This window comes from Rhodococcus sp. Chr-9, from assembly GCF_000801125.1.
Lineage (GTDB): Bacteria > Actinomycetota > Actinomycetes > Mycobacteriales > Mycobacteriaceae > Rhodococcus > Rhodococcus pyridinivorans.
Genome location: NZ_JTIZ01000131.1, coordinates 236,808 through 259,581, shown reverse-complemented (window position 1 = coordinate 259,581; position 22,774 = coordinate 236,808). Strand labels below are relative to the sequence as shown.

The window sequence follows — 22,774 nt, the reverse complement described above, 5'->3', positions numbered from 1 at the left end:
CACGTCCGTGACCAGTGCCGATCTGTCGGTCCACACACGTAATCTTCTCGCCTCCACCGAACCCGAGAACGAACCCCGCGAAGAGTGCGGAGTGTTCGGAGTGTGGGCTCCCGGCGAGGACGTGTCGAAGCTCACTTACTACGGTCTCTATGCGCTGCAGCACCGAGGGCAGGAAGCTGCGGGCATCGCCGTGGCCGACGGTTCGCAGGTGCTCGTGTTCAAGGATCTCGGTCTCGTCAGCCAGGTCTTCGACGAGCAGACGCTCGCCGCGATGACCGGCCACATCGCCATCGGCCACTGCCGTTATTCCACAACCGGGTCGACGACCTGGGAGAACGCGCAGCCGATCTTCCGCACCACCGCCGCCGGCTCGGGCGTCGCGCTCGGCCACAACGGCAACCTCGTCAACACCGCCGAACTCGCCGAACGCGGACGTCGTCTCGGCGTGCTCGATCCCACACGGCCCGGTGCGGCGAACTCCGACTCCGACACCGTCGGTGCGTTGCTCGCTCACGGCGCGAAGGACAGCACGATCGAAGAGGCCGCGATGAAGCTGCTCCCGCAGCTGCGCGGCGCGTTCTGCCTGACCTTCATGGACGAGCACACCCTCTACGCGGCCCGCGACCCCTGGGGTATCCGCCCGCTGTGCCTCGGACGCCTCGACCGCGGCTGGGTCGTCGCCAGCGAGACCGCCGCCCTCGACATCGTCGGTGCCTCCTTCGTTCGCGACATCGAGCCCGGCGAACTGCTCGCGATCGACGCGGACGGTGTGCGCTCGTCGCGCTTCGCGAACCCCGAACCCAAGGGCTGCGTCTTCGAGTACGTCTACCTCGCGCGCCCCGACTCGACCATCGCCGGTCGCTCCGTCCACGCGACCCGCGTGGAGATCGGCCGCCGGCTCGCGAAGGAACACCCGATCGACGGCGATCTGGTCATCCCGGTACCCGAGTCGGGCACCCCGGCCGCCGTCGGTTACGCGCAGGGCTCGGGGATCCCGTACGGCCAGGGCCTGATGAAGAACGCCTACGTCGGCCGCACCTTCATCCAGCCCAGCCAGACCATCCGCCAGCTCGGTATCCGGCTCAAGCTCAACCCGCTGCGCGAGGTGATCCGCGGTAAGCGCCTCGTCGTCGTCGACGACTCGATCGTGCGTGGCAACACCCAGCGCGCCCTGATCCGCATGCTGCGCGAGGCCGGTGCTCTCGAGATCCACGTGCGCATCGCCTCGCCGCCGGTCAAGTGGCCCTGCTTCTACGGCATCGACTTCGCGTCGCCGGCCGAGCTGATCGCCAACGGTGCAGGTACCCGCGACACCGTCGAGGAGGGGCACGACTACGACGAGATGGTCGAGATGGTGCGCAGGTCGATCGGTGCCGACTCGCTCGGCTACATCTCGATCGACGGCATGATCGGCGCCACCGAGCAGCCCGCATCCCGTTTGTGCGCTGCATGTTTCGACGGCCACTACCCGATCGCCCTCCCCAGCGAACATCAGGCGGGCAAGGACGTCCTCGCCGGCGTCGTCGACACCGATTCGGCCACCCCGACCGTGTTGGACAACGACAACGCGGACGTTCTCAGTCGGCCGTAGAAGCTGGTCGGGTACCGTAAGTGCCGCGGTCGGCACGGTTCGGCGTGCGTTTCGCATGCCCGGACGCAGGTGTGCCTGCCCGCATGTAGCCAGATATTTCACGACAAGACACAACTCGAGGCTGGAGCCGACAACTCATGACCGAGGACGCAACCCCCGGAGCTTCCTACGCCGCGGCGGGCGTGGACATCGAGGCCGGTGACCGAGCCGTCGAACTGTTCGCCCCGCACGCGAAGAGGGCCACCCGCCCGGAGGTCATGGGCGGCCTGGGTGGTTTCGCCGGTCTGTTCGCGCTCAAGGACGGATACAAGGAGCCGCTGCTCGCGGCGTCCACCGACGGTGTCGGCACCAAGCTCGCGGTGGCGCAGGCACTCGACAAGCACGACACGGTCGGTCTCGACCTCGTCGCCATGGTCGTCGACGACCTTGTGGTCTGCGGCGCCGAGCCGCTCTTCCTGCAGGACTACATCGCCGTCGGCCGCGTCGTGCCCGAGCGGGTCGCGGAGATCGTCGCCGGCATCGCCGAGGGCTGCGTCCAGGCCGGCTGCGCGCTGCTCGGTGGCGAGACCGCCGAGCACCCGGGCGTCATGGCGGCCGACGACTACGACCTGTCCGCGACCGGCGTGGGTGTCGTCGAGGCCCAGAAGCTGCTCGGACCCGACCGCGTGCGCCCCGGCGACGTCGTCATCGCGATGGGCGCCTCGGGTCTGCACTCGAACGGCTACTCGCTCGCCCGCAAGGTGCTGCTCGACATCGGCAAGATGAGCCTGACGGCGCACGTCGACGAGTTCGGTCGCACCCTCGGCGAGGAGCTGCTCGAGCCCACCCGTATCTACGCCAAGGACTGCCTCGCGCTCGCCGCCGAGACCGAGGTGCGTACCTTCTGCCACGTCACCGGTGGTGGTCTCGCCGCGAACCTCGCGCGCGTGATGCCCAAGGGGCTCGTCGCAGAGCTCGACCGCACCACCTGGAGCCCGGCTCCGGTCTTCGGCCTCATCGCGCAGCGCGGACGGGTCGAGCGGGTCGAGATGGAGAAGACCTTCAACATGGGCGTCGGCATGGTGGCCATCGTGGCCCCCGAGGACGTCGACCGGGCTCTGGCGGTGCTCACCGCCCGGCACATCGACTGCTGGACGCTCGGCACGGTCCGCAAGGCGCAGGACGGCGCCGACGAGCGCGCGGTGCTGCTCGGAGACCACCCGCGCTTCTGACGGGCGCGCGTCGCCCGACGCGAACACGACGAAAGGCCGGTTCCCCCAGGATGAATGGGGGAACCGGCCTTTCGGCTACTGCCGTGTTGTGAACTCGGAAGTCACAGGCTCGAAGGCTGCGGACGGTGACGAGCGCCGTCCGGCCTCGCGTCGAACGCCGACCACACCACCGACGGAGGGGGAGCCGAAAGTCGGCCTCCCCCTCCGTCAGAGAGTGATATCAGGTCAGCGACGCCAGTCGTCGTCGTAGTCGTCGTCCCAACCGGAACGTTGCTCGGCGAAGACTTCGTCCCGCTGCGAGTTGGTTGCTCCGCCAGACAGCTCTCGCTGGAGGCTCTCGAAGTCGGTGGACGGCGAGCTGTACTTGAGTTGCCGTGCAACCTTGGTCTGCTTTGCCTTAGCCCGGCCGCGGCCCATGGCCAACCCCCTCGCGCTTTGACGGGGCGGCCTGGGGAAAAGTGGCGGCCCCGGTGTGTTGAGTATTTTCCTGACGCCCACTTTAGCGTGGAAACTTCGGTTGCGCCTCCACACACCCGGCTGGGCCGGTGTCCGTTACGCCTCATAACGACCCGACCTGCATGAATGCTGTTGAAATGTGATAGAGATGCCCTTCAGAACACCCCCGGGACGGCCCGGACGGTGCCGACGCGCACGCCACCACCGAAGACCGGTGCCGACGAGAGCACCGCCAGCCGTTCGGAATCGAAGGTCGCGGCGTTCGTGGCGGCACCCGCTCCGAGGCGGTGGAGCAGGGCCGCGGTGAGCGGGAGGCGTGCCCGCTCGTGCCCGTCGTCGATCTTGAAGGCGAAGGATGTGCCGTCCGGCAGCGCGCCGGCGTGGATCCCGTCGGCGCCCGCCTTGCACAGCAGACCGCCCACCGCGCGCATGAGCTTCAGATCGTCCTTGCCGGTGCCGGAGATCAGGAACGGATGCTCGCGCACCGCGTCGGCGACGGCGCGCTCGGGCGTGCCGACCTCCGCCGTCGCGAGCCGCGAGTAGGCGCGGGCGAGATTGAACAGGGGGACGGGCACGATCGGCAGACCACAGCCGTCGATTCCGAGATCGGTGTCCTCGATGTCGCCGGTCAGTTCGAGGATCGTCTCGGTCACCAGCTGCTGCAGCGGGTGGCCGGCGTCGGTGTAGCCGTCGGTGTCCCAGCCGTTCGCCGCGCACGCCGCGAGCATCGCCGCGTGCTTGCCCGAGCAGTTCATGTAGATCGACCGCGGCGTGCGTCCGGCGGCGAGCACCTCGGCGCGGGTGAGTTCGTTGCCGGGCAGATCCGTCGGGCAGCGCAGGTCCTTCTCGGTGAAACCGGCACCGGACAGGATCCGCTCGACGGCCTCCACGTGGTCGGCCTCACCTTCGTGCGACGCCGTGGCGATCGCGAGTTCGGCGGAGTCGCGGGGGACGAAGCCGGCGCGCAGCAGCGCGACCGCCTGCATCGGCTTGTTCGACGACCGCGGATAGATCGGCGTGTGCACCTCGCCCAGCGAGACGAGGACCTCGCCGTCCGGGTCCAGAACGATCAGCGAGCCGCGGTGGATGCACTCCCGGAAGCCCGAGCGCACCACCTCGACCAGTTCGACGCTCAACGACTCTCTCCCTTCCGTGCCCGCCCCTCCTGTGGTCGTCCGGCGAGGCGGCGAGCCTTGTCGGCGACGCTGGGAGCGATGTCGGCCTGCTGCTCGAGCATCGCGGCGACCCGCTCGTGGCCCTGCCCGGTGAACAGATCGCGCACCGTGGCCGCGTGGGAGGGGACGTGCTCGACGACGATGCGGTCGCCCGCGGCCACCGGTCCCTCGGAGATCACCTTCAGGTACGCGCCGCAATCGCCGCGAGCGACGAACCGGGTGGCCCAGTCGACTTCCTCCGAACGGATCGCGAAGGTGCGGCAAGGGGTACGGGGGCCGGTCACCTCGAGGAGCAGACCGCCGTCGCCGACGCGCCACCGCTCGCCGATGACGGCGTCGGTGGGGGAGAACCCGGCGACGTGCAGATTCTCGCCGAACCAGCCGATGGGCAGTTCCCGGTCGAGTTCGGTGCCCCAGCGGCGCGACTCGTCCTGCGAGAAGGCGTAGACGGCCTTGTGGACGCCGCCGTGGTTGGCGGTGTCGCACTGGCGGTCGCCGGTCAAGCCGAGCTCGCCGACGTGCACCGGCCCGTCGACGGGACGCTTGTCGATCGCGGTGACGGGATTACGCCGCAGTCCGGTCTCGTGCAGCGTGTGCACGACGCAGACCGCTGCGACGGTCCCCGAGGTCGCCGGCCGCGTGCCGGCCGTCTCGGCGGTCACCGGCCGCGCAATCGGTCGACCGCCGCCCTTCCTGCCTGGATGCCGTCGTCGGGAGGGATGGAGTCGGGGTCGATGGACGCCGCGCACGGTCCTGCGACGAGGGCCGTGTCGGGCGTGATGGTGCGCTTGACGAGCGCGAGCGCGATCGGCCCGAGTTCGTGATGGTCGACGATCGTGCCGATGCGTCCGACCGCGCGACCTCCGGCGGTGATGTCGTCGCCCGTCTCGGGTCGTCCGTCGGCCGAGCCGTCGAGATGGAGAAGGACGAGATGTCGCGGGGGCTTGCCGAGGTTGTGGACCCGCGCGACGGTCTCCTGACCGCGGTAGCAGCCCTTGTCGAGGTGGACGGCGCCGTACTGCTCGGGTCCGCCGACCCAGCGGGCCTCGTGGGGGATGGTGCGCTCGTCGGTGTCGACACCGATCCGGGGACGGACCGCTTCGACGCGCAGGGCCTCGAACGCCCAGCTGCCGGCCGGACGCGCGCCGGCGTCCCGCAGGGCGGTGAAGATCGCGGTGAGCGACTCGCGTGGCACCAGGAGGTCGAAGGAGTGCTCGGTGGGCCACGGCATGCGGCGGACGAAGCCACCGGCGGGCAGGGCGACGGCGGCATAGGGTTCGGCCGGCAGCGCGTCGATCCCGAGCACGGCGAGCACGGCGGGGCTGCCGGCGTCCGGCCCGAGGAGGCTCAGGACCGCGAGTTCGTTGCCGTCGCGGGGTTCTGCCTTCGCCCAGAACACCATCTTCTTCAGGAAGGCCAGCAGGTCGGGTCCGCGGTCGGCTTCGGTGTCGATCCACGTCACGCCGTCGAGGTCGGTCTGCACGAAGTGGTGTTCGACGCGGCCGTTCGCGTCGAGGCTCAGGTTCTCGGCGGAGGTGCCGTTCGGGAGCGACGCGATGTGCTGGCTGGAAATGGTGTGCAGCCAGCTCAGGCGTTCGTCGCCCGGAACAGCGAGGACGAAGCGGGTGGAACGGTCGACCACGGCGGCGGACGTGGCGGCGGCACGTTGCTCGCCGAGCGGGTCGCCGTAATGCCAGGGAAGTCCGGCATCGGGCCCGCCGGAAGGCGAGGCGACTGCGCCGGGAAGTGCGAGAAGGGCGCTTTCGGACACGATCGGAGACTCGGTCACGACACCAGTCTATGGGGAACCGGCCGACAGGTCTGCCAGTGGCTAGGCTGAGCGCCATGGCTGAGCGGGTGCTGGTGACGCTGGACGGCGAGGTGAGGGATGCGGACGCACCCCTTCTGCACGCCGACGATTTCGGTGTTCTTCGTGGCGACGGGGTGTTCGAGACGTTGCTCGTGCGAGGCGGCCGGGCGCGTGCGCTCGAACTGCATCTCGCCCGGCTCGCGGCGTCCGCGGCCGCCGCACAGTTGCCCGAACCCGATCGCGACGACTGGCGGCTCGCCGTCGACGTGGCACTCGAACAGTGGGGCGCCGAGCAGGAGGGCGTGCTGCGCCTGGTCTACACGCGTGGTCGTGAGGGCGCCGACACGCCGACGGCCTTCCTGCTCGTGACGCCGGTGGCCGAGCGTGTCGGCATCGCACGGCGCGACGGCGTGTCCGTGGTGACCCTCGAACGGGGTTTTTCGACCGATCTGGCGCAGAAGGCGCCGTGGCAGCTCCTCGGTGCCAAGACGCTGTCGTACGCGACGAACATGGCGGCACTGCGTCACGCCGAGTCGGTCGGCGCCGACGACGTGATCTTCGTCAGTGCCGAGGGCTACGTGCTCGAGGGTCCGCGGTCGACGGTGCTCGTCGCGCGTGGCCGGACATTGCTCACTCCGCCGCCGGAGCAGGGGATCCTCCCCGGCACCACGCAGCAGGCACTGTTCGACCTGGCGGGGGAGCGGGACTTCACGGTCCGGTACGAGCCGCTGCGCCCGGCGGATCTCGTCGTCGCCGACGGTCTCTGGCTGATCTCCAGCGTGGCGCTCGCGGTGCGGGTGCACACCCTCAACGGGCACGCGCTGGTCTCGCGGGTCCAGGAGGGCGAGATCGAAGGCCTCGTCGACGAGGCGGTCGACGCCGCTTCGTGAGCGAATCGGTCGATGCAGCTTCCTGAGTGGCGGCGGGTGTGCCCCCGCGGGTGATCCGTATCCGATGTGACGTGAGTCCGATGTGTCGGGCGACACGAACCTGTCCCACTTCGCGCAATCGCTACTACATTCGGTAGTAGCAAGGCCGGAGCAGTACTACCGGCGTGTCTTCGCGAACGAGAACCGCAGCGTCGGCCCCGCTCTGGATCTCCGTATCGACCGGGCCTCACTCGGAGTGGCAATGGACGTCTTGGATCTGTCCCGGTGGCAGTTCGGGATCACGACGGTGTATCACTTCATCCTCGTGCCGTTGACGATCGGCCTCGCGCCGCTCGTCGCGATCATGCAGACGATGTGGGTGGTCACCGGCAAGGATCACTGGTACCGCCTCACGAAGTTCTTCGGGAAGATGTTCCTGATCAACTTCGCGCTCGGTGTCGCGACCGGCATCGTGCAGGAATTCCAATTCGGCATGAACTGGAGCGAGTACTCCCGCTTCGTCGGCGACGTCTTCGGCGCACCCCTCGCCCTCGAAGGTCTCGTCGCCTTCTTCATGGAGTCGACCTTCCTCGGCCTGTGGATCTTCGGCTGGACGCGCCTGCCGAAACTCGTGCACCTCGCGACCATCTGGCTCGTCGCGATCGGCGTGAACGCCTCTGCCTTCTTCATCATCGCGGCGAACTCGTTCATGCAGCATCCCGTCGGGGCCACCTACAACCCCGAGACCGGCCGCGCCGAGCTGACGAGCATCTGGGAACTGCTCACCAACAACACCGCGCTCGCAGCCTTCCCCCACGCGGTCGCCGGCGGATTCCTCACCGCCGCAACCTTCGTCGCCGGCATCGGTGGCTGGTGGATGGTCCGCAACATGCGACGCGCCGCCGAGATCCGCACCTCGGAACCCGAGGAGGCCCAGCGCCTCGAGAACGACGCCCGCAGACTGTTCCGCCCCGCGACCCGCCTCGGCCTGATGGTCATGATCATCTCGGGCATCGGGTTGTTCGTCACCGGTGACGTCCAGGCCAAGCTCATGTTCGAGCAGCAACCGATGAAGATGGCCTCGGCCGAGTCGCTGTGCCACACCGAGACCGACCCCAACTTCTCGATCCTCACGATCGGCACGCACAACGACTGCGACGGCGTGATCCACGTCCTCGACGTGCCCTACGTGCTGTCCTTCCTCGCGCAGGGCGAGTTCAGCGGCGTGACCCTCCAGGGCGTCGAGGACCTGCAGGCGCAGTACGAACAGCAATTCGGCCCCGGCAACTACAAGCCCAACCTGTTCGTCACCTACTGGTCGTTCCGCGCGATGATCGGCCTCGCCGCCGGTTCCGCGGCCCTGGCCCTGGCCGGGCTGTGGGTCACCCGCGGCGGCCGGGTGCCCGACCAGAGGTGGTTCTCGACGCTGTCGCTCGTCGCGATCCCCACGCCCTTCCTCGCCAACAGTGCGGGCTGGATCTTCACCGAGATGGGCCGGCAGCCCTGGGTGGTGCATCCGAATCCCACGGGCGTGGACATGATCCGGCTCACCGTCGACCAGGGTGTCTCCGATCATGCGGCAGGAACGGTGCTCACCTCGCTGATCGCCTTCACCCTCGTCTACGCAGCGCTCGGCGTGGTGTGGTTCTGGCTCATCCGCAAGTACGCGATGGAAGGCCCGCAGGAGCACGACGCGCAACCGCCGGGCTCCGACGACGACACCGACGACACGCAGCCGAAACAGCTGTCCTTCGCGTACTAGGAGTGGGCGGACATGGGACTTCAGGAAATCTGGTTCATTCTCATCGCAGTATTGTTCACCGGCTACTTCGTCCTCGAGGGGTTCGACTTCGGTGTGGGCATGCACTTCCCGGTGCTCGGCCGCGGTAGGACCGTCGAGGCGGACACCCGGCGCCGGGTGCTGCTCAACACGATCGGTCCGGTCTGGGACGGCAACGAGGTCTGGCTCATCACCGCGGGTGGTGCGCTGTTCGCGGCGTTCCCCGAGTGGTACGCGACCCTCTTCTCGGGCTTCTATCTCCCGCTGCTGCTGATCCTGCTCGCCCTGATCGTGAGGGTGTGCGCCATCGAGTGGCGCGGCAAGGTCGACGATCCGACCTGGCGTCGCCGCTGCGACTGGGGGATCATCTTCGGCTCGTGGGTGCCCGCCGTGCTGTGGGGTGTGGCGTTCGCGAACATCGTGCGCGGCGTGGCGATCGACGCCGACAAGCAGTACGTCGGCGGATTCTTCGACCTGCTGAACCCGTACGCCCTGCTCGGCGGTGCGACGACGGCGCTGGTCTTCGCGCTGCACGGCGCGGTGTTCATCGCGCTCAAGACCGAGGGACAGGTCCGGACGGATGCCGTGGCGATGTCGCGGAAGCTGGCCGTGCCCGCCGTCCTCGTGGCCGGTGCGTTCGTGGTGTGGACCCAACTCGCCTACGGCAAGGGCTGGACGATCGCGCTCGTCGCCGTGGCGGCGATCTCCCTGCTCGCGGTGGTCGCGCTGACCATCGTCGCGCGTGAGGGCTGGGCGTTCGTGTTCACCACCGTCGCGATCGCCGCGACCTCGGTGTTGCTGTTCGCGTCGCTGTTCCCGAACGTCATGCCGTCGACCCTCGACCCGTCCTGGTCGCTGACGATCGAGAACGCGTCGTCGAGCCCGTACACACTGAAGGTCATGACGTGGGCCGCAGCGTTCATGACCCCGGTCGTCCTCGCCTACCAGGGCTGGACGTACTGGGTGTTCCGTCAGCGTCTGTCGACCGACCACATCCCGCACTCGATCGGTCTGAAGATCGGCTCGAAGTGAGCATGANGACCGTGGTCACCTCGGTGGTCGATGTCGTGATGGTCGTCGTCACCGCACTCATGATCGGACGGGTCCTCGCGGGCGTCATCACCACCGACGCCCGGTCCGTCGGCGACTGGACGACCGAACTGGCGATCCTCGCGGTGGCGATCGTCGTGCGGGTCGCGGTGACGTGGCTGCAGTCGCGGTACGCGCACCGGTCCGCGACCCGCGTGGTCGCCGAACTCGAACACGAGGTCCTCGATTCCGCGGCGAATCTGCCCCCGCGCGAACTCGACCCGCGACGCGACGAGATCGCGGTGGTTCTCACCCGCGGACTCGACGGGCTGAAGGAATATCTCACCGGCTATCTGCCGGCGCTGCTGCTGGCCGTGATCCTCACCCCGGTGACGATCGTCGTGATCGCCCTGCACGACCTCACCTCGGCGGTCATCGTCGTGATCACGCTGCCGCTCATCCCGATCTTCATGATCCTCATCGGCCTGCTCACCAAAGGCAAGGCCGACCGCACCCTGCGCGCGATGACGACACTGTCGTCACAACTGCTCGACCTCCTCGCGGGTCTTCCCACACTGCGCGCCCTCGGTCGTGAGAAGGGGCCCGCCGATCGCGTGCGCGAACTCGGCGACGAGCATCGCGCGACTACGATGTCGGCCCTGCGCGTGGCCTTCCTGTCCGGCACGGTCCTCGAATTCCTCGCGACGCTGTCCGTCGCCCTCGTCGCCGTGAGCATCGGTATGCGCCTCGTCTACGGATCCATGCCCCTCGAAGCCGGCATCATCGCGTTGATCCTCGCGCCGGAGGCCTACCTCCCGCTGCGCACCGTCGGCAGCAAGTTCCACGCCGCCGAGGACGGGATGGCGGCGGCCGACAAGGCATTCGCCGTGCTCGACTCGGTGCCGGACGCCGCCTCCTCTCGCCGCGCCTCCTCTCGCCGCGCCTCCTCGCGTCGCACCTCCACGGACACGATCGGCACCGACCGGGTCGCGAACTGCGAGATCGTCTTCGACGGCGTCTCCGTGCCCGGCCGCGACGGTTGCGCCCCGCACCGGCTCGACGCGATCTGCCGTCCCGGCCGGATCACCGCGTTCACCGGCGCCAACGGGGCCGGCAAGTCCACCGCCCTCCTGGCGCTGCTCGGGCTCGCCGAGCCGAGCGAGGGGACCGTCACCGTCGACGGACGTCCCGTCGCGGGCGACGAGAACTGGTGGTCGCAGATGGCGTGGCTTCCGCAGCGGCCGGTGCTGCTGCCCGGCACGCTCGCCGACAATCTGCGACTCACCGGTGTCGACCCGGAGGCCACCGAACTCGACGACGTCTGCGCCGCCACCGGCTTCGACAGCGTGCTCGCCGAACTCCCGGACGGCTGGCGGACCGTCGTGGGGGCCGGCGGCACGGGCCTGTCGCTCGGCCAACGTCAGCGACTGGCGCTCACCCGCACCCTCGCCTCCCCGCGCCCGGTCCTGCTGCTCGACGAACCCACGGCCCACCTCGACGAGGACACCGAGGCCACCGTCCTGTCCACGCTGCGCGGGCTCGCCGCGGCCGGCCGCACCGTGGTGGTCGTGGCGCATCGCCCCACCCTGCTCGCCATCGCGGACGAGGTCGTCACCGTCCACGCAGCACCGACGGAGGTGTCCCGGTGAAGGATCTGCGCCGGGCGATGGCCCTGCTCGAGCTCGAGCCGCGCCGAGTGCTGCTCGCCGTCCTCGCCGGTGTCGCGACCCTCGGCAGTGCCCTGCTGCTCGCCGGTCTCTCGGCGTGGCTGATCGTGCGGGCATGGGAGATGCCGCCCGTCCTGGACCTGACCGTCGCGGTCGTCGCGGTGCGGGCGCTGGGAATCTCCCGCGGGTTGTTCCGCTACTTCGAACGACTCGCAACGCACGAGACCGCGCTGCGCGGCACCACCTCGGCCCGCGCGAATCTCTACCGGCGACTCGCGGACGGCGACCCGGCCGCCGCCCTGGGCGTGGGACGCGGCGACCTGCTCGCGCGCACCGGTGCCGACGTCGACGCTCTCGGCGACGTCGTGGTGCGCGCACTCGTGCCCATCGCGGTCGCCGCGGTGCTCTCCCTCGCGGCGGTCGTCACCGTCACCGTCATCGCTCCCGCCGCCGGCGTGGTGCTCGCAGTGGCGCTGCTCGTCGCCGGCGTGCTCGCGCCGTGGCTGTCGGCTCGCGCCGCCGCCCGCGCGGACGCGGATGCGAACGCCACGCGGACCCGCTTCACCGAGGACGCGGTCACGGTGCTGGACCACGCGGCGGAACTGCGGGTCGCGGGACGGCTCGACCCGCTCGCGCGACGGGCCCGCGCCGCGAACATCGCCTCCGTCCGGGCCACCGACCGCTCGGCGGTCCCCGCGGCGTTCGCCGACGCGGCCGCGCCCCTCGCGGTCGGCGTGAGTGTGCTCGGTGCCCTCCTCGTCGGTATCGCCGTCTTCGGCTCCGGTCCGGCGGCCATGAGCCCGACGACACTCGGCATCCTCGTCCTGCTGCCGCTGTCGGCGTTCGAGGCCACCGCCGTCCTCCCGGCAGCCGCGCAGACCCTCAACCGCGCACGCCTGGCGGCCGGTCGCATCACGGAGATGCTCGACCGTGCCGACAGGACGGTTCCGCGCGGCACCGAGCCGGCCGACGGACCCGGCCGGCTCCGTACGGTGGGCGTGCAAGGCGGATGGCCCGGCGGACCGTCCACCGAACCGGTCGACCTCGACCTGCGGCCGGGTGCTCGCGTCGCGATCGTGGGCGGCAGCGGCAGCGGCAAGACCACCGTGCTCATGACGCTCGCGGGTCTGCTCGCCCCACGCGGGGGTGAGGTGACACTCGACGGTGTCGACCTCGCGGACGTCGACCCCGCGGCCCTGCGCCGGAAGATCGGTTTCTTCGCGGAGGACGCCCACCTGTTCGACACGTCGATCCTCGAGAACCTGCGTGTCGCGCGGGGCGACGTGGACGAGGACGAGGCACTGGCCGCCCTTTGGGCCGTGGGGCTGGGGGAGTGGGTGGACGGACTGTCACAAGGCGTCCACACCGTCCTGGGAGCCGGGGCCCGCACCGTCTCCGGTGGGCAGCGCCGACGCCTCCTGCTGGCCCGGGCACTGCTGTCGCCCGCACAGGTCCTGCTGCTCGACGAACCCACGGAGCATCTCGACGACGAGAGCGCCGACCTGCTGCAGCGACTCCTCCTGGACCGCGACGCACACCTGGTCGGCCCCGAGCGCACCGTCGTGGTGGTCACCCACCGCCTGCCCGCGGATACCACCGCCGATCTGGTCGTTCGCGTCGAGAAAAATGCGTTGCCCGCCTCGTGAACGAAGCGTAGTTTCGCTGGTACACGAGGAAGGAGGTGGTCTGGAAGTGATTGATATTCGGACGCGTGAGGTGGCTACCCGCTAGCTGCTCGAGACGACGGAATTCACCGACCGCGCGCGGCTGGCGAATCCCAGGTAGTCACCCGGCCCCCGAGCTCCCGATCCGTCCGATCGGGACCGCCGACCCACGGAGCGATCCGTCCGGCGGTGCGGCTCGGGGGCTGTTCGCATTTCGGGCAAGATCGGCGTTTCGGGTGTTCAAGTTCGTCCGTTTTGGGTACACCGGTTTGGTGCCGATACTTCAAAAAGCTCACGATTCGTTAAGATTGCGCACGTCACCGGGGGTTTTCTTCTCTTCTGCGATCATCGCGCTGCTCTTCGTCGTACTCACGATCCTGTTCACCGACGGGGTCGATTCGATCTTCAGTACCGCGTCGAACTGGATCATGACGAACCTCGGATGGTTCTACGTCCTCGGCGTCACGACCTTCCTGCTCTTCCTCGTCGGAATCGCCTTCACTCATTACGGCCGGGTCCGGCTCGGCGGTGACGACGAGCGGCCCGAACACTCGACCCTGGCGTGGTTCGCCATGTTGTTCGCTGCCGGTATCGGCACGATCCTCATGTTCTGGGGTGTCGCCGAGCCGATCTCCCACTTCGCGAGCCCGCCCATGCAGGACGTCGAGCCGCAGTCGGTGGAGGCGGCGGAGGAGGCCATGGGCTTCGCGCTCTACCACTTCGGACTGCACACCTGGACGATCTTCGCCCTGCCCGGCCTGGGTTTCGGCTACTTCATCTACAAGCGGCACCTGCCGCCGCGCGTCAGCTCGATCTTCGCGCCCCTGCTCGGGGGCCGCATCTACGGCCCGATCGGCAAGACCATCGACGTCGTCGCGATCATCGGCACGGTCTTCGGTGTCGCGACCTCGGTCGGCCTGGGCACCCTGCAGATCAACGCCGGTCTCGCGCAGCTGTTCGACATCCAGGAATCCGGGGTCGTCCAGATCGCCCTCATCGCGATCGTGACGGTGATGGCCGGCATCTCGGTCGCCCTCGGTCTCGACAAGGGCATCAAACGCCTGTCGAACATCAACATCGGCATGGCCGTCATGCTGCTGGTCTTCGTGGTCGTCACCGGCCCGAGCCTGTTCCTGCTCAAGGGCATGATCGAGTCGGCCGGGATCTACGCCGAGGCGCTGCCGCGTCTGGCGTTCTGGAACGACACCTTCGCCGACTCCGGCTGGCAGAACACCTGGACGGTCTTCTACTGGGCGTGGACCATCACGTGGTCGCCCTTCGTCGGTATCTTCATCGCCCGCATCTCGCGAGGCCGGACCATCCGTGAGTTCGTCGGCGGTGTCCTCGGCCTGCCCGTGCTGTTCTCGGTGATCTGGTTCAGCATCTTCGGGATGGGCTCGTTCCACATCGAACTCGAGGGCGAGGGTGGACTCGTCGAACGTGTCGTGGACGCCGGCGACATCCCGGGTGCCCTGTTCGAGTTCCTCGGCAACTTCCCGCTCACCGGCCTGGTGTCCGGCATCGCGATCATCCTGGTGGTGATCTTCTTCGTCACCTCGGTGGACTCCACGTCGATGGTGCTCGACATGATGGCCTCCGGGCACGAGGAGAAGGCGCCCATCCACCAGCGCTTGTTCTGGGCGGTGCTCATGGGCCTGGTCGCAGCGACCATGCTCGTCGCGACCGGTAAGGACGGGCTCGACGCCCTGCAACAGGTCATCACCGTCGTGGGTCTGCCGTTCTTCGTGATGGGCTTCATCATGATGTACAGCCTGGTGCGCGGTATCCGCGAGGACCTGGGCGAGCGGCCGGAGCCGATCACCCGGCAGTGGCCCGAGGTGCGATCGGCCGAGGAACTCGAGGCTGCCCAGGAACTACCGGCACCCGAGGTCGTCATCCACACGAGGGCCATCCCCGACGAGTGCGAGGACGGCGAGAACGCAGCCGAGGATGCCGAGGACGCCGGAGTCCACCGGGTCCATGCCGGCGAACCCGAGGCGCTCGGTGCACGAGGCAACGGCGCGCATGCCGAGAACAAGGACTCCACCGGTACGACGGTCGTCGAGGAGAACCGATAAAAAAGCGGTCCGGGCCTGTTCCCTCATTGGGAACAGGCCCGGACCGTTCGGGTCGGAAGAAAGGGGCCCGATCAGCCGATATGGCGCGACAGGCGGGCGGACATCCGGGGCTTCAGCTCGCCGTCGGCGGTGACGCGCTCCTCGACGTAGGCGAGGTCGCCACCGTCGACGATGCCGTAGAGCCGCTTGGCGCCGCCGACGACCTCACCGGACTTGGTGCGGATCACGACGTCGGTCGCGAGTTCCCAGGAGGACTGGGTGAGCGCGGTGCCGTAGTACAGCTCGACGACGCCGGAGCTGTGCGTCAGCAGTAGTTCGAGCGTCTCGGGATCATCGCTGTCGGGCGCACCCGTTCCGGACACGCGCCAGAAACCGCTCTCGCGCCGATCCTCACCCACGTAGGCACCCGCGTCGTCGAGACGCCACGTGCGCGACTCCCATATCAGATACGGGCCGCCGTTGTGCGCGACGGTGATCTGCTGACCGAACGGATAGTCGCCGGTCTCGGGATCGTTGGCCTCGCCCTCACCGCGCCACACGCCGACCATCGGGAGGACGGCGAGCAGGGCAGGGCTCAGGTCGGGGCCGAGCCGCAGGTTCGCGGTGTCCTCGGCGCCCGGCAGCCCGGCCAGGACGGGGATGTTCAGCTCGGCGGTGACGCGAGCGCGCTCGGCGGCCCGGGCGATCGCCTCGTCGCCGCTACGCCGCGGGGCGTCCGATCCGTCGTTCGTCACGATCCGTCGGAGACCACGCGGTAGATGGTGTACAGCGCGAACCAGGTGATGAGGAGCGCCGCGGCGACCAGCAGGATTTCGAAGAAGATGACCACGCGGTCATTCTAGACAACCCCTTTTCCGGTACGACGAAGGGCTCCGCTCCTGGTGGAGCAGAGCCCTTCGACGAGGTGTTCCGGCCGGATTACTTCGCGACCGTCACGTCCACGTTGTGCACACCGGGAGCGGTGGGGCTCACGGTGGAAGTGCCGTTGCCGGAGCTGGACAGAGCGCGGATCTTCCAGTCGCCGGGGGCGGCGAAGAAACGGAAGTCGCCGGTCGCCGAGGCGACGACCTCGGCGGTGAACTCGTCGGTGCCGTCGAGCAGGCGCACGAACGCACCGCCCACGGGCTCGCCGTCGGCGTTCAGGACACGGCCGGTGATGACCGTCTCCTTCTCGGTGTCCACGCCGGCGGGCAGGGTCTGGGTTTGGACAGGGGCGCCGCACATGATCAGTTGACCTCCAGTTCGATGGGTGCACCGACGAGCGAGCCGTATTCGACCCAGCTGCCGTCGTAGTTCTTGACGTTCTTCTTGCCGAGGATCTCCTGGAGCACGAACCAGGTGTGGCTCGAGCGCTCACCGATACGGCAGTAGGCGATGGTCTCCTTGCTGTCGTCGAAGCCCTTCTCGGCGTACAGCTTCTCGAGGTCCTCGTCGGACTTGAAGGTGCCGTCCTCGTTGGCGGTGGTGCTCCACGGGATGTTGATGGCGCCGGGGACGTGGCCGCGCTGCTGCGCCTGCTCCTGCGGCAGGTGCGCCGGGGCGAGGATCTTGCCGGAGAACTCGTCGGGCGAACGCACGTCGACGATGTTCTTGGTGCCGATCGAGTCGATGACCTCGTCGCGGAAGGCGCGGATGGAGTAGTCGGGCTCGGCGGCCTTGTACTCGGTGGCCGGGCGGGTGACCTCGTCCTTCGACAGCGGACGGCCGTCGAGCTCCCACTTCTTGCGGCCGCCGTCGATGAGCTTGACGTCCTGGTGGCCGTAGAGCTTGAAGTACCAGTAGGCGTAGGCGGCGAACCAGTTGTTGTTGCCGCCGTAGAGCACGACCGTGTCGTCGTTGGCGATGCCCTTGCGTGAGAGGAGCTCGGAGAACTGCTCACGGTTCAGGAAGTCGCGACGGACGGCGTCCTGCAGGTCCTTGCGCCAGTCGAGCTTGACGGCACCTTCGACGTGGCCGCCGTCGTAGGCGGAGGTGTCCTCGTCGACCTCGACGAAGACGGTCTTCGGCGCAGTGAGGTTCTGCTCTGCCCAGTCGGCGGAGACCAGGACGTCGGAGCGAGCCATGGGTGTTCCTTTCGGTGAGGGAATCCTGGAGGTTTCCGTGACCGGAACCCGTGCGAGGGTCCGTGCCAGGGTGAGGTGTGGGATGTCGAGTTCGGTGACCGCCGGTCAGGCGGGCACGCGACGCATTCGAGCGACCAGCGGGTGGATCCGGCAGCCGAGACACACGCCGAAGGCGGCGTTGAGCAGCGCCGCGAACAGCGCGAAGCCTGCGGCCACCGAGCCCACGACGATGGCGCCGGCGAAGAACGCGACCGTTCCGACGAGGGCGAAGACGAATCCGACGAGCTGCGCGAACCGCAGCGGCTCCACCGGCTCGGTCTCGATCGGAGCACCGAGGCGGGGAGCGACGAGCCTCGCGAACAGCGCACCGTACGGGCTGCGTCGCGGGCCGAGTGCCGCTCCGAGAGCGAACACGATCGTCTGCAGGGCCAGGATCACGGCCGCTGCGACGGGAGAGAAGGTGGCGACGACCAGGGCGAGGACGAGGACGCCGGTGGTGATCCACGCCGCGAAACGCGGGCCACGGACGTCGACCTGCCTACCGGACGTGCGGGGAGTGGATACGGGCATGGGGAATCTCCTGCTGGATTCTGATTCGCTGGGCGGAGGGTATTCATACGACCGCGGGGCGACGCATCGGTTCGGCGGCATCGGTGCCGCAAGGATCGGGGCCAGCCCGTCGATGCGTTCAGCAGGGACAACAACAGCCACCGAGGCGGCACAGATCGACTGCGCGGCGTCGGGTGAGCATCAGCTCGTGGCGGTTCTGCACGCGAGGGAGTTTAACGCACGTCCCCTCGGGGGTGGACCCCCGGGATCACAACGACGACAGGGCTGTGCGCAGGTCGTCGACGGACGGAACGCCGGACGCGCGGAACCGTTCGCGCCCCTCGCCGTCGAAGACGAAGGTAGTGGGCAGCGACAGCACCCCGAGTTTCCGTGCCAGGACCGGATTTTCGTCGAGATCCAGCTCGACCTCGCGTGCCCGACCGGGATCGCGGTCGAGAACCTGCACGACGACCCGTCGCACGGCCGCGCACGGTCCGCACCACGGCGCGGAGAAATGCAGGATCACCGGTACGCCGTCACCGACACCCGCTGTGGCCAGCGCGGGATGGAGTTCGTGGGTGCCCGCCGAGGCGCCGGTGGTGCGGAGCTTGCCGGAACGGGTGCGCAGGGCCGTTCCCACCGCCAGTGTGGCGACTATCACGACCACGAGGACGATTACTGCGATCATGCGGGCGTCTGCACTTCCTGCAGATCGATGACGACGTCGCGGGCCTCGCCCTCGATGACGATCCGGGAGCCCCGCGCCTCGACGAAGGTGGGCCGCACGCCGAACGGCAGATTCTGCGGCTCGATCGTCGTCGTGAACAGTCCGAGCACCGCCGGCTTCAGGACGTCGGGAACCGAGAAGTCGGCGCGTCCCTCGGGGCCGAAGTAGAGATCCGACGCGACGATGTGGACGCGGTCGCCGTCGAGCACCAGATCGGCCTGGACACTCACCGTCGCATCCACCGGTCCGACCGGCACCGTCCCCGTGAGGACGACCCCGCCGGCGGTCGTCGGACCGGACCCGCCGGATCCGCCCGTCCCGTCGGACTTGCTCGCCGGGGGAGCGGAAACCTGCAGGTCGGGGATGCCGTAGAGCTGTCCGAGCTCGGTGGCGTCGAGCATGACGCGGCCGTACAGCAGGTCGACGGGCACCGACCGGATCGACCCGTCGAGCAGCTCACCGGCCTCGGCGTGCGCACCGATCAGATTGGCCTCGACCGTGATGTCCCCGAGCAGATCGGTGTGGACGTTGTCGGCCACGATCTCGACGTTCTCGTAGTGACCGTCGCGGGCCTGGATGAGGAAGGGGAAGCCGTGGATGGTCACCGCCGGATCGGATTCGAGAACGCCACCCTCCCGCAGCGCACGCGAGACGCGGTATTCCGACCACGCCGCCGCGCCGAAGTCGGCGAGGACTGCGAGTCCGAGCAGGACTACGAGACCGAAGATCAGTTTGCGCACGCCCACCATTGTGTCGGACGCGCCGTCGGTCGGGCCGCGCCCGTCCGTTCCGAGGCCGTCCACGGAATTCTCGTGCTTACATAGCGGTAACAATCGGGGCGTTAGTCTGTTGCACGACGTTTACGACACCTATCCGCGCTGGTCGCGCGAAGAACTGGAGGCCCGGTGGAGCTGCTCCTTCTGACCTCCGACCCGAATCCGGATGCGGTCCTGCCGTCCTTGGCGCTGCTCCCGCATTCGGTCAGGCCGGCTCCTACAGAAGTTTCGTCGCTGCTCGAGGCGGGTTCGGCGGATATCGCCATCGTCGATGCCCGCTCCGATCTCGCGGCCGCGCGAGGACTGTGCCGACTGCTCGGCAGCACCGGGTCGGCATTGCCCGTCGTCGCCGTGCTCACCGAAGGCGGACTCGTGGCCGTCAACCCCGAATGGGGACTCGACGACATCCTGCTGTCCAGCACCGGACCGGCCGAGCTCGACGCGCGCCTGCGCCTGCTCATGGGCCGCTCGGGTGTCGCGGTGGGACCGGAGAACACCGGCAAGATCACTCTCGGGGAACTCACGATCGACGAGGGCACCTACACCGCCCGCCTGCGCGGACGTCCCCTCGACCTCACCTACAAGGAGTTCGAACTCCTCAAGTACCTCGCCCAGCACGCGGGTCGGGTGTTCACCCGCGCCCAGCTGCTGCAGGAGGTCTGGGGTTACGACTTCTTCGGTGGTACCCGCACCGTCGACGTCCACGTCCGACGTCTGCGAGCGAAACTCGGCCCCGAGCACGAAGCGCTGATCGGAACGGTCCGCAACGTCGGCTACAAGGCGGTGCGTCCCTCCAACCGCGTGGGCAAGGGTGGCAATGCCACTCCCGATGTCGACGACGACGATGTGGACGACACGCTTCTCGACGACCCCCGTGCGGAGGAATCCGGCGCGGGTGACTCGGGCGCAGGGGAGTCCGGGGCACAATTCGTTCCGTGAGCACCGATACGGAATTCGTCGACCACCCGTCCACCGACCACGCCGAAGCCGTACGCGCCGTGGTGTCGCGGGCGACGCAGACCGACGGCACCGCGCCGATCTCCGAACAGGCGGTGCACTCCCTCGGACGGGAGGGCGCGGCCCGGCATCTCGTCGCGTTCGGAGAGGACGGTGAGGTCGCGGGCTACGCGAACGTCGTGCCTGCTCAGGACGGTCATCCGGCGATGGCAGAGGTGGTCGTCGACCCGCCGCAGCGCGGGCACGGACTCGGCCGCGAACTCGTCGACCGTGCACTCACCGAGGGCGGCGACGGCACCCGCGTGTGGGCACACGGCGACCTGCCCGCCGCGCAGGCGGTGGCGCGCCGTCTCGGTCTGACCGGTGTCCGCGAACTCCTGCAGTTGCGTCGATCCCTCGAGCAGGACGATCTTCCCGCCCTCGAGGTGCCCGACTCGGTGCTGCTGCGCACCTACGGCGGCCCGCAGGACGACGCCGAACTGCTCCGCGTCAACGCGGCGGCCTTCGAGTGGCATCCCGAGCAGGGGCGTTGGACGGCCGCCGACGTGGAGGAACGCCGACGCGAGTCGTGGTTCGATCCCGAAGGCCTGTTCCTCGCGTTCGATCCCGCCGAGCCCGACAAGCTGCTCGGATTCCACTGGACCAAGGTGCACCCGGCCACGGCGTCCGACCCGCAGCTCGGCGAGGTCTACGTCGTGGGTATCGACTCGTCCGCGCAGGGCAGAGGGCTCGGTCGCCTGCTCACCCTCGCGGGTCTGCACTATCTGCGCGATCGGGGTCTGCCCGGTGTCCTGCTCTACGTCGAGGGCGACAACACCGCGGCGTTGAACACCTACGGCAAACTCGGCTTCGAGCGGTTCCACGTGGACGTCGCCTACGCCCGGGCGTGACCCTCTCCGATCGGGTGGACGAACGGCGTGAAGGGTGGACTCTGCCACCCGACACGCCGATCGCGGTCAGGATTCGAGTGATGGTCGTAACACCATCGCCAGGTGTATCCGGCGTGTTCATCCGGCGTTAACCTTCGGTAGTCCGAGTGTCCACCGTCTCCTCCTAACTTCACTAGCGGGTCGAGTGCCGCAGACCCGGCGCCGGCGTCGCCCGCGCCTCGATGCCGCCGCCGCTCGGCGCCGCGGTCGTGTGAAGTTACTTCCGGAGGAGAACAGGTGAACCTCAAGCGCAATGGCGCCCTGCTCGGTGTTGTGGCCGCTGGAGCCCTCACGCTCGCCGCGTGCGGTACCGACAACAATGCCGGGTCGGTCGACGTCGATGCGTCCGCGTCCGCTGCAGCCTGCGACGGCAAGTCCAACCTCTCGGGTGCCGGCTCGTCGGCCCAGAAGAACGCGATGGACCAGTTCGTCTCCACCTACATCGCGGTGTGCTCCGAGAAGGGCACGAACGTCAACGTCGCGTACAACCCCACCGGTTCCGGTGACGGCCGCACGCAGTTCATCGCGAACCAGATCGATTTCGCCGGCTCGGACTCGGCCATCAAGGACGAGCAGGCGGCACAGGCCGCCGAGCGTTGCGCCGGCAATCCCGCATGGAACCTGCCGCTGGTCTTCGGCCCGGTCGCACTGGCCTACAACGTCGAGGGTGTCGACGAGCTCGTGCTGAACGCCGAGACGGCCGCGAAGATCTTCAACGGCTCGATCACCACGTGGAACGATCCGGCCATCGCCGCTCTCAACGAGGGCGCTGAGCTGCCCGACGCGAACATCACCCCGATCGTGCGCTCGGACTCGTCGGGTACCACCGACAACTTCCAGCAGTACCTCGAGACCGCGTCGAACGGCGCATGGACCTCCGGTGCCGGTTCGGACTTCACCGGCGGTGTCGGTGAGGGCGCGAAGGGTTCTGCGGGTGTCGCGCAGGCCGTCTCCGGCTCGCCGAACTCCATCACCTACGTCGAGAAGTCCTTCGCCGACCAGAACGGTTTGAGCATCGCGCAGATCGACAACGGCTCCGGACCCGTCGAACTGACCGAGGAGACCGCCGGCAAGGCCATCGAGGGCGCCGAGTTCGTCCCGGCCTCCGAGGGGGATCTCACGCTCGACCTGTCGTCGATCTTCGGCAGCTCCGAAGAGGGTGCCTACCCGCTGGTGCTGGCCACCTACGAGATCGTGTGCTCGGCCGGCTACGACGCCGACACCGCCGCGGCCGTCAAGTCGTTCCTGATCTCCGCCGCCAACGAGGGCCAGGAAGGCCTGTCCGAGCAGGGCTACGTCCCGCTGCCCGACGCCTTCAAGACCCGCCTCACCGAGTCGATCGACGCCATCGCCGCCGGATGACCCGCCGATCCCTCGGTCCGGTGAGTAACCGAGGGATCATCGACCCGCCCGTTCCTGAGGAATACGCTGAGAAGGATTGCG

At 68.6% G+C, this 22,774-nt stretch carries 22 protein-coding genes; 11 read left to right on the top strand and 11 right to left on the bottom strand.

Annotated elements, in window-relative coordinates:
• The first annotated feature begins 7 nt into the window (after nucleotides 1–7).
• Together purF and purM are read left to right on the top strand one after the other, a co-directional pair.
• Complete coding sequence (purF, locus tag QR64_RS24375) at nucleotides 8–1,591, top strand: amidophosphoribosyltransferase (RefSeq protein ID WP_006551815.1); 1,584 nt, start codon at nucleotides 8–10, stop codon at nucleotides 1,589–1,591.
• A gap of 137 nt (nucleotides 1,592–1,728) precedes the next feature.
• On the top strand, nucleotides 1,729–2,802 hold the full coding sequence (gene purM, locus QR64_RS24370; protein WP_006551814.1) for a phosphoribosylformylglycinamidine cyclo-ligase: 1,074 nt from the start codon (nucleotides 1,729–1,731) through the stop codon (nucleotides 2,800–2,802).
• A gap of 225 nt (nucleotides 2,803–3,027) precedes the next feature.
• Here the strand turns inward: purM and QR64_RS24365 are convergent, their stop codons facing one another.
• From QR64_RS24365 to QR64_RS24350, 4 genes are all read right to left on the bottom strand, one after another.
• Nucleotides 3,028–3,219 carry a DUF3073 domain-containing protein gene (locus QR64_RS24365; protein WP_006551813.1) on the bottom strand — a complete coding sequence of 64 codons (192 nt, stop codon included), beginning with the start codon at nucleotides 3,217–3,219 and terminating at the stop codon, nucleotides 3,028–3,030.
• 194 nt (nucleotides 3,220–3,413) lie between these two features.
• On the bottom strand, nucleotides 3,414–4,394 hold the full coding sequence (locus tag QR64_RS24360) for an asparaginase (protein ID WP_033096833.1): 981 nt from the start codon (nucleotides 4,392–4,394) through the stop codon (nucleotides 3,414–3,416).
• A complete protein-coding gene (locus QR64_RS24355) occupies nucleotides 4,391–5,095 on the bottom strand; it encodes an MOSC domain-containing protein (protein WP_033096832.1) in 705 nt (234 codons plus the stop codon). Before QR64_RS24355 ends, QR64_RS24360 begins: the two co-directional genes overlap by 4 nt.
• Nucleotides 5,092–6,222, bottom strand: coding sequence for a YgfZ/GcvT domain-containing protein (locus tag QR64_RS24350; RefSeq protein WP_006551810.1), 1,131 nt, complete (start codon nucleotides 6,220–6,222; stop codon nucleotides 5,092–5,094). Before QR64_RS24350 ends, QR64_RS24355 begins: the two co-directional genes overlap by 4 nt.
• A 56-nt stretch (nucleotides 6,223–6,278) precedes the next feature.
• Between QR64_RS24350 and QR64_RS24345 the strand changes: the two genes are divergently transcribed.
• From QR64_RS24345 to QR64_RS24320, 6 genes are all read left to right on the top strand, one after another.
• Complete coding sequence (locus QR64_RS24345; RefSeq protein ID WP_024103013.1) at nucleotides 6,279–7,133, top strand: aminodeoxychorismate lyase; 855 nt, start codon at nucleotides 6,279–6,281, stop codon at nucleotides 7,131–7,133.
• Nucleotides 7,134–7,374: 241 nt separating this feature from the next.
• Entirely contained in the window at nucleotides 7,375–8,874 is a 1,500-nt protein-coding gene (locus tag QR64_RS24340) for a cytochrome ubiquinol oxidase subunit I (RefSeq protein WP_039587673.1), read from the top strand.
• Between the two features lie 12 nt (nucleotides 8,875–8,886).
• Nucleotides 8,887–9,924 (top strand): cytochrome d ubiquinol oxidase subunit II, encoded by a 1,038-nt coding sequence (gene cydB / locus QR64_RS24335; protein ID WP_006551807.1) that lies wholly within the window; start codon nucleotides 8,887–8,889, stop codon nucleotides 9,922–9,924.
• Nucleotides 9,925–9,931: 7 nt separating this feature from the next.
• On the top strand, nucleotides 9,932–11,570 hold a 1,639-nt coding region (gene cydD / locus QR64_RS24330; RefSeq protein WP_235367324.1), incomplete at its 5' end, for a thiol reductant ABC exporter subunit CydD.
• 17 nt (nucleotides 11,571–11,587) lie between these two features.
• Nucleotides 11,588–13,234, top strand: a complete 1,647-nt coding sequence (gene cydC, locus QR64_RS24325; RefSeq protein WP_200886537.1) for a thiol reductant ABC exporter subunit CydC — start codon at nucleotides 11,588–11,590, stop codon at nucleotides 13,232–13,234.
• A gap of 296 nt (nucleotides 13,235–13,530) precedes the next feature.
• Complete coding sequence (locus QR64_RS24320; RefSeq protein WP_052227420.1) at nucleotides 13,531–15,330, top strand: BCCT family transporter; 1,800 nt, start codon at nucleotides 13,531–13,533, stop codon at nucleotides 15,328–15,330.
• A gap of 71 nt (nucleotides 15,331–15,401) precedes the next feature.
• Here QR64_RS24320 and QR64_RS24315 read toward each other — a convergent pair whose 3' ends face one another.
• From QR64_RS24315 to QR64_RS24285, 7 genes are all read right to left on the bottom strand, one after another.
• The gene (locus QR64_RS24315; RefSeq protein ID WP_039587665.1) at nucleotides 15,402–16,064 is read right to left on the bottom strand and encodes an FABP family protein; all 663 of its coding nucleotides are present in this window, start codon (nucleotides 16,062–16,064) and stop codon (nucleotides 15,402–15,404) included.
• 184 nt (nucleotides 16,065–16,248) lie between these two features.
• Complete coding sequence (locus QR64_RS24305) at nucleotides 16,249–16,554, bottom strand: DUF1416 domain-containing protein (protein ID WP_006551801.1); 306 nt, start codon at nucleotides 16,552–16,554, stop codon at nucleotides 16,249–16,251.
• Nucleotides 16,555–16,556: 2 nt separating this feature from the next.
• Nucleotides 16,557–17,393, bottom strand: a complete 837-nt coding sequence (locus QR64_RS24300) for a sulfurtransferase (RefSeq protein ID WP_006551800.1) — start codon at nucleotides 17,391–17,393, stop codon at nucleotides 16,557–16,559.
• Nucleotides 17,394–17,498: 105 nt separating this feature from the next.
• A complete protein-coding gene (locus tag QR64_RS24295) occupies nucleotides 17,499–17,963 on the bottom strand; it encodes a DUF4395 domain-containing protein (RefSeq protein WP_006551799.1) in 465 nt (154 codons plus the stop codon).
• A 118-nt stretch (nucleotides 17,964–18,081) separates the two neighbouring features.
• Nucleotides 18,082–18,165, bottom strand: a complete 84-nt coding sequence (locus QR64_RS28965; RefSeq protein ID WP_363887211.1) for a putative leader peptide — start codon at nucleotides 18,163–18,165, stop codon at nucleotides 18,082–18,084.
• A gap of 45 nt (nucleotides 18,166–18,210) precedes the next feature.
• Nucleotides 18,211–18,630, bottom strand: coding sequence for a thioredoxin family protein (locus QR64_RS24290; RefSeq protein WP_039587664.1), 420 nt, complete (start codon nucleotides 18,628–18,630; stop codon nucleotides 18,211–18,213).
• Nucleotides 18,627–19,409, bottom strand: coding sequence for an LmeA family phospholipid-binding protein (locus QR64_RS24285; protein ID WP_084222403.1), 783 nt, complete (start codon nucleotides 19,407–19,409; stop codon nucleotides 18,627–18,629). Before QR64_RS24285 ends, QR64_RS24290 begins: the two co-directional genes overlap by 4 nt.
• A gap of 165 nt (nucleotides 19,410–19,574) precedes the next feature.
• Here QR64_RS24285 and QR64_RS24280 point away from each other — a divergent pair, with 165 nt between their 5' ends.
• The 3 genes from QR64_RS24280 (at nucleotide 19,575) to pstS (ending at nucleotide 22,693) form a co-directional block, all read left to right on the top strand.
• Nucleotides 19,575–20,384 carry a winged-helix domain-containing protein gene (locus tag QR64_RS24280; protein WP_024103019.1) on the top strand — a complete coding sequence of 270 codons (810 nt, stop codon included), beginning with the start codon at nucleotides 19,575–19,577 and terminating at the stop codon, nucleotides 20,382–20,384.
• The gene (mshD, locus tag QR64_RS24275; protein ID WP_019290021.1) at nucleotides 20,381–21,292 is read left to right on the top strand and encodes a mycothiol synthase; all 912 of its coding nucleotides are present in this window, start codon (nucleotides 20,381–20,383) and stop codon (nucleotides 21,290–21,292) included. The genes QR64_RS24280 and mshD overlap by 4 nt, the downstream gene beginning before the upstream one ends.
• 276 nt (nucleotides 21,293–21,568) lie before the next feature.
• Nucleotides 21,569–22,693 carry a phosphate ABC transporter substrate-binding protein PstS gene (gene pstS / locus QR64_RS24270; protein ID WP_006551794.1) on the top strand — a complete coding sequence of 375 codons (1,125 nt, stop codon included), beginning with the start codon at nucleotides 21,569–21,571 and terminating at the stop codon, nucleotides 22,691–22,693.
• The last annotated feature ends 81 nt before the right edge of the window (nucleotides 22,694–22,774 follow it).

Coding starts and splice junctions, on each gene's coding strand:
- purM (WP_006551814.1), top strand. CDS start 1,729: ATGACCGAGGACGCAACCCCCGGAGCTTCCTACGCCGCGGCGGGCGTG.
- QR64_RS24365 (WP_006551813.1), bottom strand. CDS start 3,219: ATGGGCCGCGGCCGGGCTAAGGCAAAGCAGACCAAGGTTGCACGGCAA.
- QR64_RS24345 (WP_024103013.1), top strand. CDS start 6,279: ATGGCTGAGCGGGTGCTGGTGACGCTGGACGGCGAGGTGAGGGATGCG.
- QR64_RS24340 (WP_039587673.1), top strand. CDS start 7,375: ATGGACGTCTTGGATCTGTCCCGGTGGCAGTTCGGGATCACGACGGTG.
- cydB (WP_006551807.1), top strand. CDS start 8,887: ATGGGACTTCAGGAAATCTGGTTCATTCTCATCGCAGTATTGTTCACC.
- cydC (WP_200886537.1), top strand. CDS start 11,588: ATGGCCCTGCTCGAGCTCGAGCCGCGCCGAGTGCTGCTCGCCGTCCTC.
- QR64_RS24305 (WP_006551801.1), bottom strand. CDS start 16,554: ATGTGCGGCGCCCCTGTCCAAACCCAGACCCTGCCCGCCGGCGTGGAC.
- QR64_RS24300 (WP_006551800.1), bottom strand. CDS start 17,393: ATGGCTCGCTCCGACGTCCTGGTCTCCGCCGACTGGGCAGAGCAGAAC.
- QR64_RS24295 (WP_006551799.1), bottom strand. CDS start 17,963: ATGCCCGTATCCACTCCCCGCACGTCCGGTAGGCAGGTCGACGTCCGT.
- QR64_RS24290 (WP_039587664.1), bottom strand. CDS start 18,630: ATGATCGCAGTAATCGTCCTCGTGGTCGTGATAGTCGCCACACTGGCG.